At 42.6% G+C, this 15,211-nt stretch carries 10 protein-coding genes; 9 read left to right on the top strand and 1 reads right to left on the bottom strand.

The features are described from left to right. Together B3Z75_RS11865 and B3Z75_RS11860 are read left to right on the top strand one after the other, a co-directional pair. On the top strand, nt 1–1,695 hold a 1,695-nt coding region (locus B3Z75_RS11865), incomplete at its 5' end, for a TonB-dependent receptor (protein WP_294071859.1). A gap of 467 nt (nt 1,696–2,162) precedes the next feature. After that, on the top strand, nt 2,163–3,056 hold the full coding sequence (locus B3Z75_RS11860) for an NAD(P)-dependent oxidoreductase (RefSeq protein WP_294071856.1): 894 nt from the start codon (nt 2,163–2,165) through the stop codon (nt 3,054–3,056). A gap of 226 nt (nt 3,057–3,282) precedes the next feature. Here the strand turns inward: B3Z75_RS11860 and B3Z75_RS11855 are convergent, their stop codons facing one another. Continuing rightward, on the bottom strand, nt 3,283–4,074 hold the full coding sequence (locus tag B3Z75_RS11855) for an aspartate dehydrogenase domain-containing protein (RefSeq protein ID WP_294071853.1): 792 nt from the start codon (nt 4,072–4,074) through the stop codon (nt 3,283–3,285). 241 nt (nt 4,075–4,315) lie between these two features. On the opposite strand from B3Z75_RS11855, the gene B3Z75_RS11850 reads away from it, so the two are divergent. The 7 genes from B3Z75_RS11850 to B3Z75_RS11820 all read left to right on the top strand — a co-directional run bounded on the left by B3Z75_RS11850 (nt 4,316) and on the right by B3Z75_RS11820 (nt 15,211). After that, the gene (locus B3Z75_RS11850) at nt 4,316–4,831 is read left to right on the top strand and encodes an RNA polymerase sigma factor (protein WP_294071850.1); all 516 of its coding nucleotides are present in this window, start codon (nt 4,316–4,318) and stop codon (nt 4,829–4,831) included. A 278-nt stretch (nt 4,832–5,109) separates the two neighbouring features. Beyond that, entirely contained in the window at nt 5,110–6,294 is a 1,185-nt protein-coding gene (locus B3Z75_RS11845) for a FecR family protein (protein WP_294071847.1), read from the top strand. Between the two features lie 199 nt (nt 6,295–6,493). Beyond that, nucleotides 6,494–9,889 carry a SusC/RagA family TonB-linked outer membrane protein gene (locus B3Z75_RS11840; protein ID WP_294071844.1) on the top strand — a complete coding sequence of 1,132 codons (3,396 nt, stop codon included), beginning with the start codon at nt 6,494–6,496 and terminating at the stop codon, nt 9,887–9,889. A 10-nt stretch (nt 9,890–9,899) separates the two neighbouring features. Then, nucleotides 9,900–11,345, top strand: a complete 1,446-nt coding sequence (locus tag B3Z75_RS11835) for a RagB/SusD family nutrient uptake outer membrane protein (protein WP_294071841.1) — start codon at nt 9,900–9,902, stop codon at nt 11,343–11,345. 13 nt (nt 11,346–11,358) lie between these two features. Then, the gene (locus B3Z75_RS11830; protein WP_294071838.1) at nt 11,359–11,976 is read left to right on the top strand and encodes a fasciclin domain-containing protein; all 618 of its coding nucleotides are present in this window, start codon (nt 11,359–11,361) and stop codon (nt 11,974–11,976) included. Nucleotides 11,977–11,983: 7 nt separating this feature from the next. Beyond that, nucleotides 11,984–13,528, top strand: coding sequence for a hypothetical protein (locus B3Z75_RS11825; RefSeq protein WP_294071835.1), 1,545 nt, complete (start codon nt 11,984–11,986; stop codon nt 13,526–13,528). 186 nt (nt 13,529–13,714) lie between these two features. Further along, nucleotides 13,715–15,211, top strand: coding sequence for a hypothetical protein (locus tag B3Z75_RS11820; protein WP_414702897.1), 1,497 nt, complete (start codon nt 13,715–13,717; stop codon nt 15,209–15,211).

Below are 15,211 nucleotides of genomic sequence, written 5' to 3'. Positions count from 1 at the left end.
CGCGGACCGCACGGCGTACAGGCGGACATCTCCCTTCGTGGCGGATCATTCGATCAGACAGCCATCCTCCTCAACGGAATTAACCTCACCAGCCCCCACACAGGACATTACAGTTTCGACATTCCCGTCAACCTCGCCGACATCGAACGCATCGAGATCGTGCAGGGTCCTTCCTCCTTGGTCTACGGGGCCAGCGCCTTTGCCGGAGGAATCAACATCATTACAAAAAAAGACAAAGAGTCCAACGCCTTCACAAAACTGGAAAGTGGCATGCATGGCCTCTTCGGGGCAGAAGCACGGGGTGCTTACAAGACGGGCTCCTCGGTACATACACTCTCTGCCGGCTATAAACGGTCGGACGGATACATCCGTAACAGCGATTACAAAATCGCAAACCTGCTATGGCAAAGCAGTTTTGATATCAACGGCTCCAATCTCTACTTTCAGGCAGGCCTGAACGACAAGGCTTATGGCGCCAACACCTTCTACAGTGCCGCTTACCCAAGTCAGTACGACGATACGCAGGGCATTTTCATGTCCGTCAGGGGAGAAACAAACGGAAAGCTGAAGTTTATTCCGCATATCTACTGGAGCAGGCATTACGACGAGTTTCAGCTGATCCGTGAAGGCACTTCTGATATCCCTGCCTGGTACAAGAACCATAATTATCATCGCAGCGATGTGCTCGGGATGAACCTCAACATGCAGGTTGCCTCTGCATGGGGCATTACCAGCTTTGGCGGGGAGCTAAGGAACGAAGGAATCCTGAGCAACGTGCTGGGTAAGCCGATGGAAGATACAATTGGAAAATACACAAAGTCAGATAATCGCACCCACATCAATTATTTTGCGGAACACAATTTTATTTGGGAGAAACTGACTCTCTCCCTGGGCGTGTTGTTGAACTACAACACCGCCGTTACCGATCGGCTCGATTTATATCCCGCACTAAACGGATCGTTCCGGGCGACAGATCGTCTCAGCCTCTACGCCTCCTGGAACAAGGCCACCCGCATGCCCACCTTTACCGACCTCTATTATACCACTGCGACACACATCGGGAACAGCGATCTCGAAGCGGAACAGTCGGAAGCTTTTGAGGCCGGCATTAAATACAACCACCCGTTTATAAGTGGTAGCCTCTCGTTCTTCCATATGAAGGGCAGGAACATGATCGACTGGGTGAAAGCAACTCCCGAAGCATTGTGGGAATCGCGAAACCATACCCGTCTCAACAAACAGGGTCTGGAAGGAGGCCTGAACCTCAATCTGGCGTCCTGGCTCGGGCCGGACCAGCCTTTACGTACTCTTTCTGTCGGATATATGTACATCGATCAGGAACGGGTGGAGGATGAGCTGATATCGAACTACACGCTAAACCATCTGCGTCATAAAGTGACTGCAGGCCTGCATCATGAGGTAGTAAAACACCTTACCCTGTCGTGGCATTTTCGCTGGCAGCAGCGTGTGGGATCTTATGTGAAGTATGTGGACCTGAAGCCCGGTGAACGGGTGGCGTACTCCCCTTTCGCATTACTCGACATGAAGGCCAATTACGCCTTTCCCCGCACCAACCTGTTCCTAAACATCAACAACATCTTCAACACCACCCACGTGGATTTTGGAAATATTCCCCAGCCCGGTTTATGGCTCTCGGGGGGGGTAAGTATCCAGCTTCAGAAAAAGTCGGAATGAGCACAAGTTGAACCCGGTGATTAAAATTTGCTGAATAAGATTCCCTCCGCACAGTCCAATAAGGGTAACGGAGGGGATCTTATCTGAAGAAGTCTTTTATCGTGACATATTGAAATACCGGGTTGCCAACCAGTGTTTATACATTGGATCCAGAAGTTCAATTTTACCCTGAATCTCATCGGTCACATCCAGTTCTATCAAACGTCTCTTCAGTTGAATGACATTTGCAGAGGTACCCCAATTATAATTTGTCAATGTAGTCCTGCCGTAAGCTGCTTTTCCTGCTTAATGTTTTATAAGTTATAAAACACTGTGATTCTTTCTGATTTGATATTCCGGCGTAAAAACCCTATATTTGTAGAATAGGTGATGCGCCTCGGAAGATCATGACAAGCTCTTTTTTTCCGGGGCATTTAGTCTATATTGTCTCTTAAGAAAACATCTTACACAAAAAATAAAAAATCATTATGTTTCATAAATTGGTGGCGATAGAGCCTACAAGCCTCATACCATCGGCAGAGAAGAAATTATATTCTTTTGCAAAGGAAGTCATTTTATATTCCGATATTCCGGGTGACGATGACGAGATCGCAGCACGCATCGGTGATGCCGATGCAGTGCTACTGAGTTACACCACCCAGCTTGGAAAAGCTGCGCTTGAAAAATGTCCCAATGTGAAATACATTGGCATGTGCAACTCGCTCTACTCTCCGGAGAGCGCCAATGTGGATATTTATTATGCAAACAGCCGGGGAATCACAGTTACCGGCATCCGCGATTATGGCGATGAGGGTGTGGTGGAATATGTGATCAGTGAGCTGGTCCGGTGCCTGCACGGATTCGGTCAGGAACCCTGGGATGGCATGGCGCGCGAAATTACCGGATTAAAAACGGGAATCGTCGGACTTGGTAAATCAGGAGGCATGATTGCCGATGCGCTGCACTTTCTTGGAGCAGAGATTACCTATTTCGCCAGGAGTGAGAAGACAGAGGCCAAAGCAAAAGGGTACCGCTTTCTCCCGCTAGATGAGTTGCTCGAGGAGAGTGAAGTGGTATGCTGCTGTCTTAACCGCAATACCGTGTTGCTACATGCGCCGCAGTTTGAGAAGCTGGGAAACAAAAAGATACTGTTCAACACCGGACTGTCGCCTGCGTGGGATGAAGAGCCATTTTTGAAGTGGTTAGGGGGTGACAACCTCTGTTTTTGCGACACGGTGGGAGCACTGGGAGGTGAACATCTGCTGGATCATCCAAAGATCCGGTGCATGCAGGTATCTACCGGGCGCACCCGGCAGGCATTTGACCGGTTAAGCGAGAAGGTACTGCAGAATCTTTCCGGCTTTACCGGAATCAACATTTGATGAACAAACACCAGAATGGTGCCTAAATCAAATATTAATGAGGGTGTATCACAATGTGTGTAGTGACCCCCAAAAGTATTTTGTCTAACTTTTGGGGGGCGGTTCAGTGTGATTTCACCCTCTTTTTATTCGGATATCTATCTGAGAACATATCCCAATATTCATTTCTCAGGAGGTTAAATTTTATTTTGAGACAGCCTCATTATTTTTGCAGTTAAACGTTGCTTTAAAAGACAATGGGAGAAACAATATTCTGCAAGGTGGCTACCACCGACCATCCGGCTATTTCCGGAGTGGCGCTGAAGACATCCACCACAGCATGTACCTGATCGTTCTCTATCTCCACCCGTTGTCTGTCGCCGGCAACGAAACGAGGAGTAGACTCCATGGTCACCTGTAGTTTTTCGGGTCCGACCGTTGCAAGAGAAGCCGCCACTGCCACATTCAGGCCGGTGGGAAATACTTCTATTGCTTCTCTGGCTGTACCGGAAAAAACCTGTTTATTTTCGACCTCCATGTCGGCACTATAGAAATGCGACCTTCTGAATGCACGTACCCCTTTTTCATTCAGGAACTGAGCGGAGGCATTTCCCATCAGCGTAGCCGTTCGCAAGACATCGAATCCTCCCGTAGCACCGGAAGCGAGATATACCCGTGTACCGTGCGCCGTGCCTGTTTCTTTCACAGCTTCCAAAAAACTATTATCAGCAAGGGCACCAATAGATAAAGTTACAATGGAAGTCCCGTTTTTCAGGGTTGGCAACGTCAGTTCCTTCATTGCCGCTGGTGATGCGGCCTCGACCAGAAAATCGGGCTTCAAGGCGAGCAGTTCCTCCAACGAGGTGCATGCCTTGCATGCTCTCCCTGCCTGCTCCATCTTTGCAGCCAGTCTTTCTGCTTTTGCCCATGTTCGCGAATAAACGCCCACCAGATCATACTCGGGCAACAGCCCGTTTAACAGTGCATCCGCCACGATATCGGCCAGATAACCACAACCAACAATCACTAGTTTTTTCATAACCATGCAAAGATACCGCCTTTTGGATAAATTCCCAAATAGCCATTCAAATGCAGCTTCACGTCGTTGTTTGTGCTTCAAAATTCATATATTTTCTTCCAATCAAAAGATTTACCAAAACCTGACATTTTGTGCCGAAGCCCCAGCAGGCAAAATTTTTTATTCAACATTTTTTCGCTTAATTTGTACCTATTAAATAGATTTTACGAAATTGATAAAAACAGGGAAAGAAATTGCTTCAATGTACAGTCTCTATGTGGACGATCTGTTCACATATGGTTGTTACCTGGGTTTTGAACGGGAGATCGTAAAAGATGCTGTTCAGGACGTTTTCGTCAAAATTGCGACAGGAAGCGACAAATTGACTCACATATCCAACATCAAACTATACCTTTTCAAATCACTGAAAAACAGACTTATCGACATTCATAAATACCAAAAAGAACACATACCCCTCGAGGGAGTGGATCCTTCGGAAGAGATGCCTTTCAATATCTATGTTGACGTTGAAAAGCTTCTCATCGAAAAAGAAGAACAGATGCAAATAAAGACCGAAATAGAACAAATGCTCTGCACACTCACCGACCGTCAACGGGAAATCATTTATCTCCGCTACGTACAGGAGTATGACTACATCCAAATTGCCGAACTTCTGCAAATCAGTGTGCATGGCTGCCGGAAACTGGTATCAACGGCCATTCACAGCCTCCGTGAGAAGTTCGGTTCACTAATTACGCTTTTGGCTTTTTTGTCATAACATTGCACAGTAAACGCACGTCACCACCTAGCAACGCACGCCATTTTAACCTTAAAATGTTAAATTTATGGGATTTTTTTTATTCGAGGGGATAAAAACTTTTTCAAGTCGTCTTATTATAAAAGAGATTTATTATTGATCTTTTTAATTTTTTAATACACAAAATGGGAGCATAAGGCATGTTCCCTCCGAAAACATAAGAATTCAACAGAAACCCAATAGGGGTTTCCTATCACTAATTAATGGATTGAAGATAAAACAGAATAATCACACAAAATATGGATGTAAAACACACCAAGTATACTGATTTTTTAAAGGACACACAATTTCTACGATGGCAATTAATGCCCGATGAAACACTGAATGGCTACTGGCTTGATTACATAAAAAAACATCCTGAACAATTTAGGGAGATACAAAAAGCAGTTACTTACCTGAAAAGGGAAGGACTGAATAAAAGGACTCTGAATAAGAAAGAAAAGGCTGATTTATTGAATAAGATACAAATAAGCATTCGAGAAGAGAACAAGATAAAACAAATTAAGATCTTCCGATATTCACTGGTTGCATCTGCTGTAGTAGTACTTATTTTAGTCGGGATTACATTGTTTTCTCCTTACTGGAAAAATGAAAATACCCCCGAAGCAGAACTAATTGTTGGAGAATTACTAACAAGCAAAGATATTCAACTTCTTACCAGCGGAAAAGCAATTACATTTCAAGACAATGTAGCAGTAGCGCTCAATAAGGAAGGAATAGCTGAAGTTACAGAAGGAGACAGCGAAAGAAAAAAGATTGAAATTGATAAAGATCAATCCACATCGTTAATTGTCCCCTATGGAAAACGTTCTATGCTCACACTTGCAGATGGCAGTAAAGTGTGGCTCAACTCAGGATCTGTATTAGAATTTCCGGCACAATTCAGCGGCAAAAGTCGTGAAATTCGCCTAGCTTCGGGAGAAATGTACATTGAAGTTTCACACGACAAAAAAAGACCATTTTTTGTGCAGACAGACAACTTCAATATACGAGTTTACGGGACAAAATTCAACATCTCCACCTATTGTAATTCGCCTCATTCCGTAGTGCTGGTAGAAGGGAGTGTGGGCCTGCAGTCATCAGGCAAGAAAGAGCTATACTTATCACCATCGGAACAGGCTATCTATTCAGAAAACGGCACATTTAGCACGCAAAAGGTAGATGTTACCCCTTTTATCAGTTGGAAAAACGGTTACCTTTCCTTCCACAAAACACCGATGGACGAAGTGTTGCAACAGATTGGCAGGTACTACAACCTTTCGTTTGATTTCAATCAGGATACCCGTCTTCAAAAACGCACCTGTACCGGGAAGATTTACCTCTCCGACAATTTGGATAATGTGATGACCACACTCTCCCTGCTCACATCTACAAAATATGAAAAACGAGAAAGAAAGATATATATTACCAACGAACCCAAATAAAACATATATGCGTATGAACAAACATCATGGATAAAACAAGGCAACAGTTAGTGAAAAACCGAGCGATACCCCAAATACCGCCCGGTCAATTTGAAATTAATTACCCTTTTATTAATAATTAAAATCGTTCAAAGATATGAATAAACATTCAATTGAGGAAAGAGGACACCTCAATAATCTCAAACATGCTCTAAAAGTCATGAGAACAACCTTATTCTTACTATTTTTTTGTGTACTCTTTACTTCTGCATCAAATAGCTTTTCACAGGAACTGACTCTTATAATTGAGTCAACCAGCATAAAAGATGTATGTAAAGAGATCGAGAGAAACAGTGATTTTATTTTTGTTTTTTCGGATACTAGTGAAAAGCTGGTTGACAAAAAAGTGGATATCAACGCCAACTCTAAAAAAGTTGAAGAAATCTTGGATCTCATTTTTATGAATTCCGGACTTACCTATAAAATATTGGATAAGCAAATTGTTATTTATGAATCCAATATGACAGCATCCGTTAAAGATAACAAATACACAGCTTCGACATTTGTAAAGCAACAAAAGAAACAAATATCCGGCATCGTTACAGATATTCAAGGTGAGCCAATAATCGGTGCAAACATTATTGAAGCAGGAACGACCAACGGCACTGTTACGGATATTAATGGAAACTTTGTACTGAATGTTGCAGATAACGCTACTATCCGAATATCTTATCTCGGATATATAGAGCAGAATATCAGCATTGCCGGAAAGTCAAGTATCAACATTACGTTAAAAGAAGATACTCAGACTTTGGAGGATCTTGTTGTGATCGGATATGGTTCAATGAAAAAAAGAGACGTTACCGGATCGATCACTTCAATTACCAGTGAAGACATAACAAAAAAAATTCCCGCCAATGTGTATGAGGCACTTCAAGGTCAGGCTCCGGGAGTACAAGTTGTTATGGGGTCCGGGCAACCCGGAGAAACAGCAACTATCAAGATCAGGGGTACCTCCACATTTTCCGAAGCGGGAGTCAAACCCCTGTATATCGTCGACGGTGCACCTTTGGAAAGCATCGATGGAATTAACCCAAGTGATATCGAATCGATGGAAATCTTGAAAGATGCAGCTTCCGCTTCAATATACGGTTCTAGATCCGCGAATGGTGTAATTCTTATCACAACCAGGGGAGGGGTAAGAGAGAAGCCCAGCTTCGATATTAAATATAACCGTGGGTGGGGGCAGTTATCCCACAAGCTACCTCAGGCAAACAGGAGTGACAGACGGGAATATGACATAAAAAGGAGAGAGTACTTTTTGGCAAACGGGATGCCTGGAAATGCAAATGAAAGCATACAAATGATCGAAGACTCTTTGAATGTGTTTTTCAATGTCGATAATGACTATCAGAAAATGATATCGCAAACCGCTCAGAAAGATCAGATTGATTTGAGCATTGGAGGGGCAGGTGATAAAATAAAATATTTTGTCAACACCGGCTTTTTCAACGAAAAGGGTATCATTCCAAATACCAGCTTTCAGAGACTGACGACAAGAGTCAATTCCGATTACGAGCCCTACAAATGGCTAAACATGGGAACGAGATTATCCCTTGGATATTCATTGAAAAAAGGCATCAACGAAGGTCAGCTACTAAATGCCATGTTGAGCAGACGTCCCTACTTCTCCACTTATTATCCCGATGGGACCCTGGTGGGTATATTTAATGGACAAAGAAATCCGATTGCTCAAATTGAACACACGACAGATTATACAGATGCCTATACAGCCAACTTTTTCCAATTTATGGAGTTTGGCATTGCCAAAAATCTTAAGTTCAGGACCAACATTAACGCCAACTTCTACCTGAATAAACGCAAAAGGTTGTACCCAAGCATCATTACGGATGAATGGCAGAGAAGCAACTCGGGAGGATCTTTTAATTACCTAAACTGGAACTGGTTAAGTGAAAACTTCTTCACCTACTCCAACACTTGGGATCAACACAACCTTGGAGCGATGTTGGGAGCCAGTATTCAAAAGTGGCACAATGAGAACGAGATTCTTCAGGGTATTAACTCATCCACCGACTTTATTTATACAATGAATGCCTTTGCTGCAAACCTGGATTTAACCCAGACAGGTTCATGGATTAGCAAACATTCGCTTGCTTCCATTTTTTCAAGAATCACCTATGACTACAGAGGTAAATACCTGTTCGCTGCTAACTTCAGACGGGATGGATCCTCTCGATTCTCTGAAAATAACAAATGGGGTAATTTTCCATCTATTTCTGCAGGATGGCGCTTTTCAGATGAACTCTTTATGAAAAAAGCCAAAAGTGTATTGGATGACGGAAAAATAAGAGTCAGTTATGGAATCACCGGTAATGAAGCCATCGGCAATTATGACTATATATACTCATACATTCCCAGCATTATTTATGATGGTATTGGCGGGGTTTCTCCGGCAAGAATTGCAAAAGACAACCTAAAGTGGGAAGAAACGAAGCAACTCAATACCGGTCTGGATCTGTCGTTTTTCAATAGCCGGCTAATCATTACTGCAGATTATTACAATAAAAACACCGACGGACTGCTTGCAAACTACCAGCTTCCAAAAGAATCGGGTTTCTCATACATGAGAACGAATGTAGGAGAAATGAATAATAAAGGTTACGAGCTTATGGTGTCTGGTGATATAATCAGAAAGAGCGATTTAACATGGAATGCCTCTTTCAATATATCGTACAATAAGAATAAAATTATCAAACTGTCGGAAGGGAAATCTTACCTCGAGGGGGGATTATGGTGGATGGAAGAAGGCGGATCGATAGGGGACTTCTACGGATATAAAAATTTAGGGGTTTTCCAGTACGATGAATCCAATGCTTTCAGTGACAAATGGGAACAATTAACCCCAGTATTTGAAAACGGTGTCTTTGCCTATAAGTATTTATTGAACGGCTCGGACTATTCAGGCACAGTAAATGTTAAAAAGCTGCCAAACGGGAAAGCGTTCAGGGGAGGAGACTACAACTGGGCTGAAATTGGAGGAGAGGAAAACGGAATCATTGACGATAATGACAAAATGGTCATTGGAAATGCCATGCCTAAATATACTGGAGGACTGAGTACCCAGGTTCGCTATAAGCAAGTGACCCTATTCGTTTCTTTCTATTATTCACTTGGTGGAAAAATATACAACGATGCCGAGCACAATAGAAATGCTTTTAGATTTACAGGCACCACACCATCACCTAAAGTGATACACGATCTTTGGCTAAAGCAGGGAGATATTTCGAACTATCCAAGGCCCTACAATGATGAGTTCAACAATGCACGATATGCCAACTCCTTTTATCTGGAAGATGGATCATACATACGACTGCAAAATGTTCGTATGTCGTATGAATTCGAAAAAGAGATTCTAAAAAAATTAAGATTAAAGGGGTTGAGTATCTATGGTTACATAAACAATCCCTTGACCTGGACAAAGTACTCGGGGTACGATCCGGAATTTTCAAGCAGCAACCCTTTACAAATAGGTAAAGACACCTATCGATATCCAATGAAAAGGGAGTTTGGTTTGGGTTTAAACATTAACATTTAATACGTTATTTATGAAAAAGTTATTTTTAGCAATATACCTGGCATTCTCTGCTTATACCTTCACATCATGTGATTCATTATTAGATGAGCAACCTGTGAGTGAAATCCCTGCTTCAGAGATGTGGAAAACCGCAAGAGATGCCAAAGCGGGGGTCAGCGAGATTTATGGACTTTTCAGGCAAACCATGCGTGAAAACTACTTCTACTGGGGTGAATTCAGATCGGATAACTTTTCACAGGGAGCTCCATCTGCGACAAATCAGGAGTATGTCATAAAAAACCTTCTGACTACAGACCACAGAGCAGCCAACTGGACCAATTTGTACGCAATGATTAACCAAGCCAACCTCGCCATTAAGTATCTTCCGAATGTGGACATGCCTTCAGTGGCGGAAAAGAACGACTTATTGGGTCAGGCCTACGCCATGAGGGCTTTAGGTTATTTTTATGCCATAAGAGTCTGGGGTGATGTTCCGTTATATACCGAACCCAATGAAAAGTATAGTGAAGAAATTTACAAACCGAGAACTGACAAAAACATTATTCTGAATGAAGTAATTCTGGCAGATCTAAAGCTGGCGGAGTCTCTCATTGACCGGGTAAAAAATAAAGAACGAAAAAGAATCTCTATCTACGGCGTATGGGCCATTATGGCTGACGTATACATGTGGTTGCATGAGTACAGTCTGGCCGATCAGACCATTACAAAGATGGGCAGAGAGCCGGGCTTTATGAACCTGGCAGGCAACATCGACGACTGGAGAAAAATGTTTGTGGAGGAGCTCAACGGAAAGGCACCTGACATGACTCCCGAAAATGACGAATACACTTCGAAAGAGTTAATTTTCATTATACACTTCTACATGGAAGAGGTCGGGGAAAACGGATACAGCTTCATGTATCAATGGTTTACAGGATCCGGGAACCGGGCGGCAGTACTCTCGGATAAATTCATGAGCAATTTTGATCCCAACGCCCCCAAGCAAGATCTAAGGAGGGACCTCATCGCCATGAATTACCAAAACGGCTGGGAGTTAAACAAATTCATCGGAGGCACCATTAGCACTACCCTCAACAAAACCTGTCAGGTAGCCTATCCGATATACAGATATAGTGACATGATTCTATTGCAAGCAGAGGCCAAAGCAAGAATGGGGCAATGGGACGAAGCATTGGATCTGGTAAAGAAGATTCGTGATCGTGCTGGTCTTGACACACCTGCAGCAATGAGTTTTGCTTCGGAAGATGAACTGATTGACTTTATATTAACGGAACGACAAATAGAACTGGTTGGAGAAGGAAGAAGATGGTTTGATTTACTCCGGACCAACAAATGGAAAGAAGTGATGGGACCGATTAATGGCATGCAAGAGGATGGAAATGAGCTATTCCCCATCTATTATCAACATCTGAACGAAAATCCTTTATTAACACCCAATCCATATTATGGAAAATAAAATATTAAAAAACATGATTAGCTTAAAAAACATAATTGGAAAATTTGCAGCGCTGATTGTATTTGTTTTGTTAAATACCGGTTGCGATATGCCTTTACAACAAAACTATGATTACGAATCATCCGTACTCGATCCACATATAAGCGCAACTGCCTGGGACTTTTTGCAGACAAAAAGCGACCTTTTCTCCATCTTTACAGAAGCAGTAGAATACGCCGGCCTTGACAACTACTACAAACAGACAGAGAGAAAGTACACCTTTCTGGTATTAAACAACACGGCCATGAAATTGTATATGATGGATCGGTTTCCGGGCACCAACTCAATCACAGAATGCGATAGGGACCAAGTAAGAGACATGCTCCTGTACCATATCGTTGACGGTGAGTACAGCGGATACGGGCAATTGCCAGTGGAACCGATGTTCGTATTGACATTGCTAAAAGGAGACCAAGGGTTGATGACCATGCTCGTCCGAAAAAACCCCTGGCAGGCAGATGCCGGTAAAATCGTCATTAATGACACCGGCAGCAATGGATCATCGCCTATGAGACTCGCCACCACAAGCAATTTACTTCCAGTCAATGGAGTAATTCATATTTTCGAAAACTATAGTTATTACAAAAAATAAAACAACCATGTCTAATAAGATAATAACCCTCCTTATTATACTAATTACTTTCGGAGGAGTAATTAGCTGCGGAGATGAAAGAGAGATTTTGGACTCCTCAACGAGGGAGCCTGACATCACATTTGCTTTTGATGTGATGAAGATCGATATGAACCTGATTGATAATCTGCCGGTGGTAGCTATTATACGGTCTGAGTTGGGTTTAAAGAATGTGCTGATTCAAATTAAAAAAACAGACAACAACATCATTGACTACAAGACCTTTACTGAATTCTTCAATGAAAACTCATTCAGTTATGCCGAAAAAATAAATTACTCAGCCGATTATCAGTCCATCATTATTACGGCCACGGATAAGCTTGACAGAAGCATTTCGGAAACCCTTCCACTGAACATCACGGAAGTAAAGGAAGCTCCTTCCATTATCTTTAATCCTTCCTCCATCCTGTATGATGAAATAGAGGGAGGAGAGATGCCGGAAACAAACTTCACAGTTCAATCCGTAGCAGGTTTAAAATCATTGGAGATGTTTTTGGTTGCCGAAAGCGGTCAGACGCAGTATGGATTCCCCATCGATTTCCCCGATAAGGAAAACGAATATACATTTAATCAGCAAATTATGTATAAAGAGGGAGACAAGGGATTTAGAGTCAAAGCAACAGATATCTATGGACAGGTGAAAATTGCAACCCTGCCTGTGCAATATCTTACGCCCACCCCACCTGTGGTTACCATTACAGAAGATACGATCTATGCAGACAAAGATCAGACAAAAATCATTCCCTTACAGATTACCTCGCAAAGGGGGATTGCTGAAATTAAGATCTACCGTATAGAAGATGGCATTGAAAATCTGGTTCATACCATCGTAAGGGATGATAAGCCGCTAAAGCTAAATTTAACACCGGAGGTCACATGTACCAATGCCACATCTAAAATTAAAATTGTTGTAAGTGATGTTGTGAATAAGTCAAGTGAAGCTCTAATTACGGCCATTGTCAATATGTATTTTACTGCCCACCTGGAAATAGGTACTCATCCTCTCGCCAATGGGTATAGCGGATATCCCAATGTGTATTCATTGCTCTCGTTAAAAGATTTCAAAACCTACCCTGTTGATTATGCTGTGGAGAATGAAGCCAACGCTTCTAACGTGGACTTGAAATTTTACGCGTTTGGAGGTCAGGCAGTGTTAAGGATGTACTCCATTGATGGTGGAACAGGAACAAAGAGCAATGAATTCAGAGGAAGCAGTGGTAAATCGGTACTGGACATGCCCATTCAAAATGCTACCAAAGTATTAAAATTGGTCGATTTTGATTTCGATAATGCAACGGCAGAGTCCATAACCAGAGATATTCCTCTATCCAATATCGTTAGTAATACGATCAACCCCTTCAACGTGGGCGATGTTCTCGCTTTCAAAACGGCATCCACTTCAACCTCGGGAGGAGATCGGGTCGGCATTATGAAGATACTGGACAATAAGCAGGTGAATCCCAGCAACGTAACAGCCAGGGTGATCACAGTCTCTATCAAATTTCCAAAATAAAGAGACAAGACGGTTGTCATAAAACCTATAAACCAATACTGGATGGATCAATTATTAATGAAGGGGGTATTCCTCCTTCATTAATGAGTGATCGGCCGATTGAATGATATAAGAATGAAGTAAAGAATGAGAAGAGGTCTTTTTCGATATCACATCGTATCCTGTTTATCAATATTGATAGCATGCATGGCTGCCTGCTCTTCTCCGGAAGTTATTGAACCGGAAAAACCAGAACCTCCTGTTATTCCGGAAGAGCCATCGGATCCGCTTAAAGAGGAATATTCCTATGTACAGGTACAATACAGAAAATGGCAGAATGGTACATTCCAGCCATGGGCTTCAGATGAATCCGGGAAAACCCGTATTATCGACAACATGAACTGGTACAAAGCAACGTCTGATTATTCAAAAACAGTCTGGGGAGGGAGAGTTGGATTGAATCCATCCTCTGTTACAGGCAAAGAGGGATTCTTTCGTATCGGGCAATATGGAGGCCGATATTATCTGATAGATCCGGATAATGGTGCTTTCATACTGCATGGCATCCAGCATGTCCGCCCCGGGGAGTCGTCTCCACAAGAAAAAGCCTTTGCCTCCAAATTCGGGAACGAACTCAAATGGAGTGAGGAAACCGGGAAGTTGATTGCCGAAAACCACCTAAACTGCATATCATACGGTTCAAAACGAATAGAAAAATTTCCACAGACGATGAGGGACAACTTACTCAAACCCGGGCTACAAAAAATTGCCTATACGGAAAATCTCTATCTGCTTCGTACTTTTATGTGGGATATGTACAAGAATCTTGGATATGCTTTTGAGGATGATAAATACAATCGACTGGTACTTCTTTTTGAGCCTACTTTTGCCGCATATATTGATCAGCTTATGCAAGAAAAAGCGGCTCTTTTTACAGGAGATGAACACTTTATAGGATACTTCCTGGATAATGAACTCCCTTTTGCCAGTTACCAAAATGAAAATCCGCAACGAGGCATCGATATAAAACATTTTCTGGCTTTGCCCGACCGCTACCAATCGGCGCGAAATTTTGCGGAGAAATTTATGCAGGAAAATGGTCTTGCCTCTCCAGGTGCAATCAGCGAGAAAGATCAGGAAAATTTCCGGGGATCGGTAGCCAATTATTATTATCGATTAACCACCGAAACAGTCAGACGGCATGATCAAGAACACCTAATATTGGGAAGCCGCCTGCATGACTGGAGCAAATACAATCAAAAAGTAGTGGAAGCATGTGCCCGCTACTGCGATCTTGTTTCAATCAACTATTATGCCCGCTGGCAACCGGAAAGCGATTTTCTTGCCAATCTAAAAACATGGTGTGGGACAAAGCCATTTCTGGTAACGGAGTTTTACACGAAAGCGGAAGATGCAAGTTACCAGGGTAAGAGGTATAGTAATACCGATGGAGGAGGCTGGTTAGTACGTACCCAAAATAACAGGGGAGAATTTTATCAGAATTTCACCCTGCGTTTGCTTGAAACAAAGAATTGTGTTGGGTGGATTCATTTTGAATATAATGATGAATACAGTACGGACGGGAAAGCTGTCAATAAGGGAATTGTCTCATTAGAATACACTCCTTATACCCTGTTTCTTTCCTATATGCGACAAATGAATTCTTCGGTTCACTCTTTAATTGACTACTACGATCAAAAATAG

Origin of the sequence: Proteiniphilum sp. UBA1028, from assembly GCF_002316955.1 — a bacterium.
Classification (GTDB): domain Bacteria; phylum Bacteroidota; class Bacteroidia; order Bacteroidales; family Dysgonomonadaceae; genus Proteiniphilum.
Note: the sequence above shows the minus strand (reverse complement) of the source record. Positions and strands in the feature narration are given on the sequence as shown.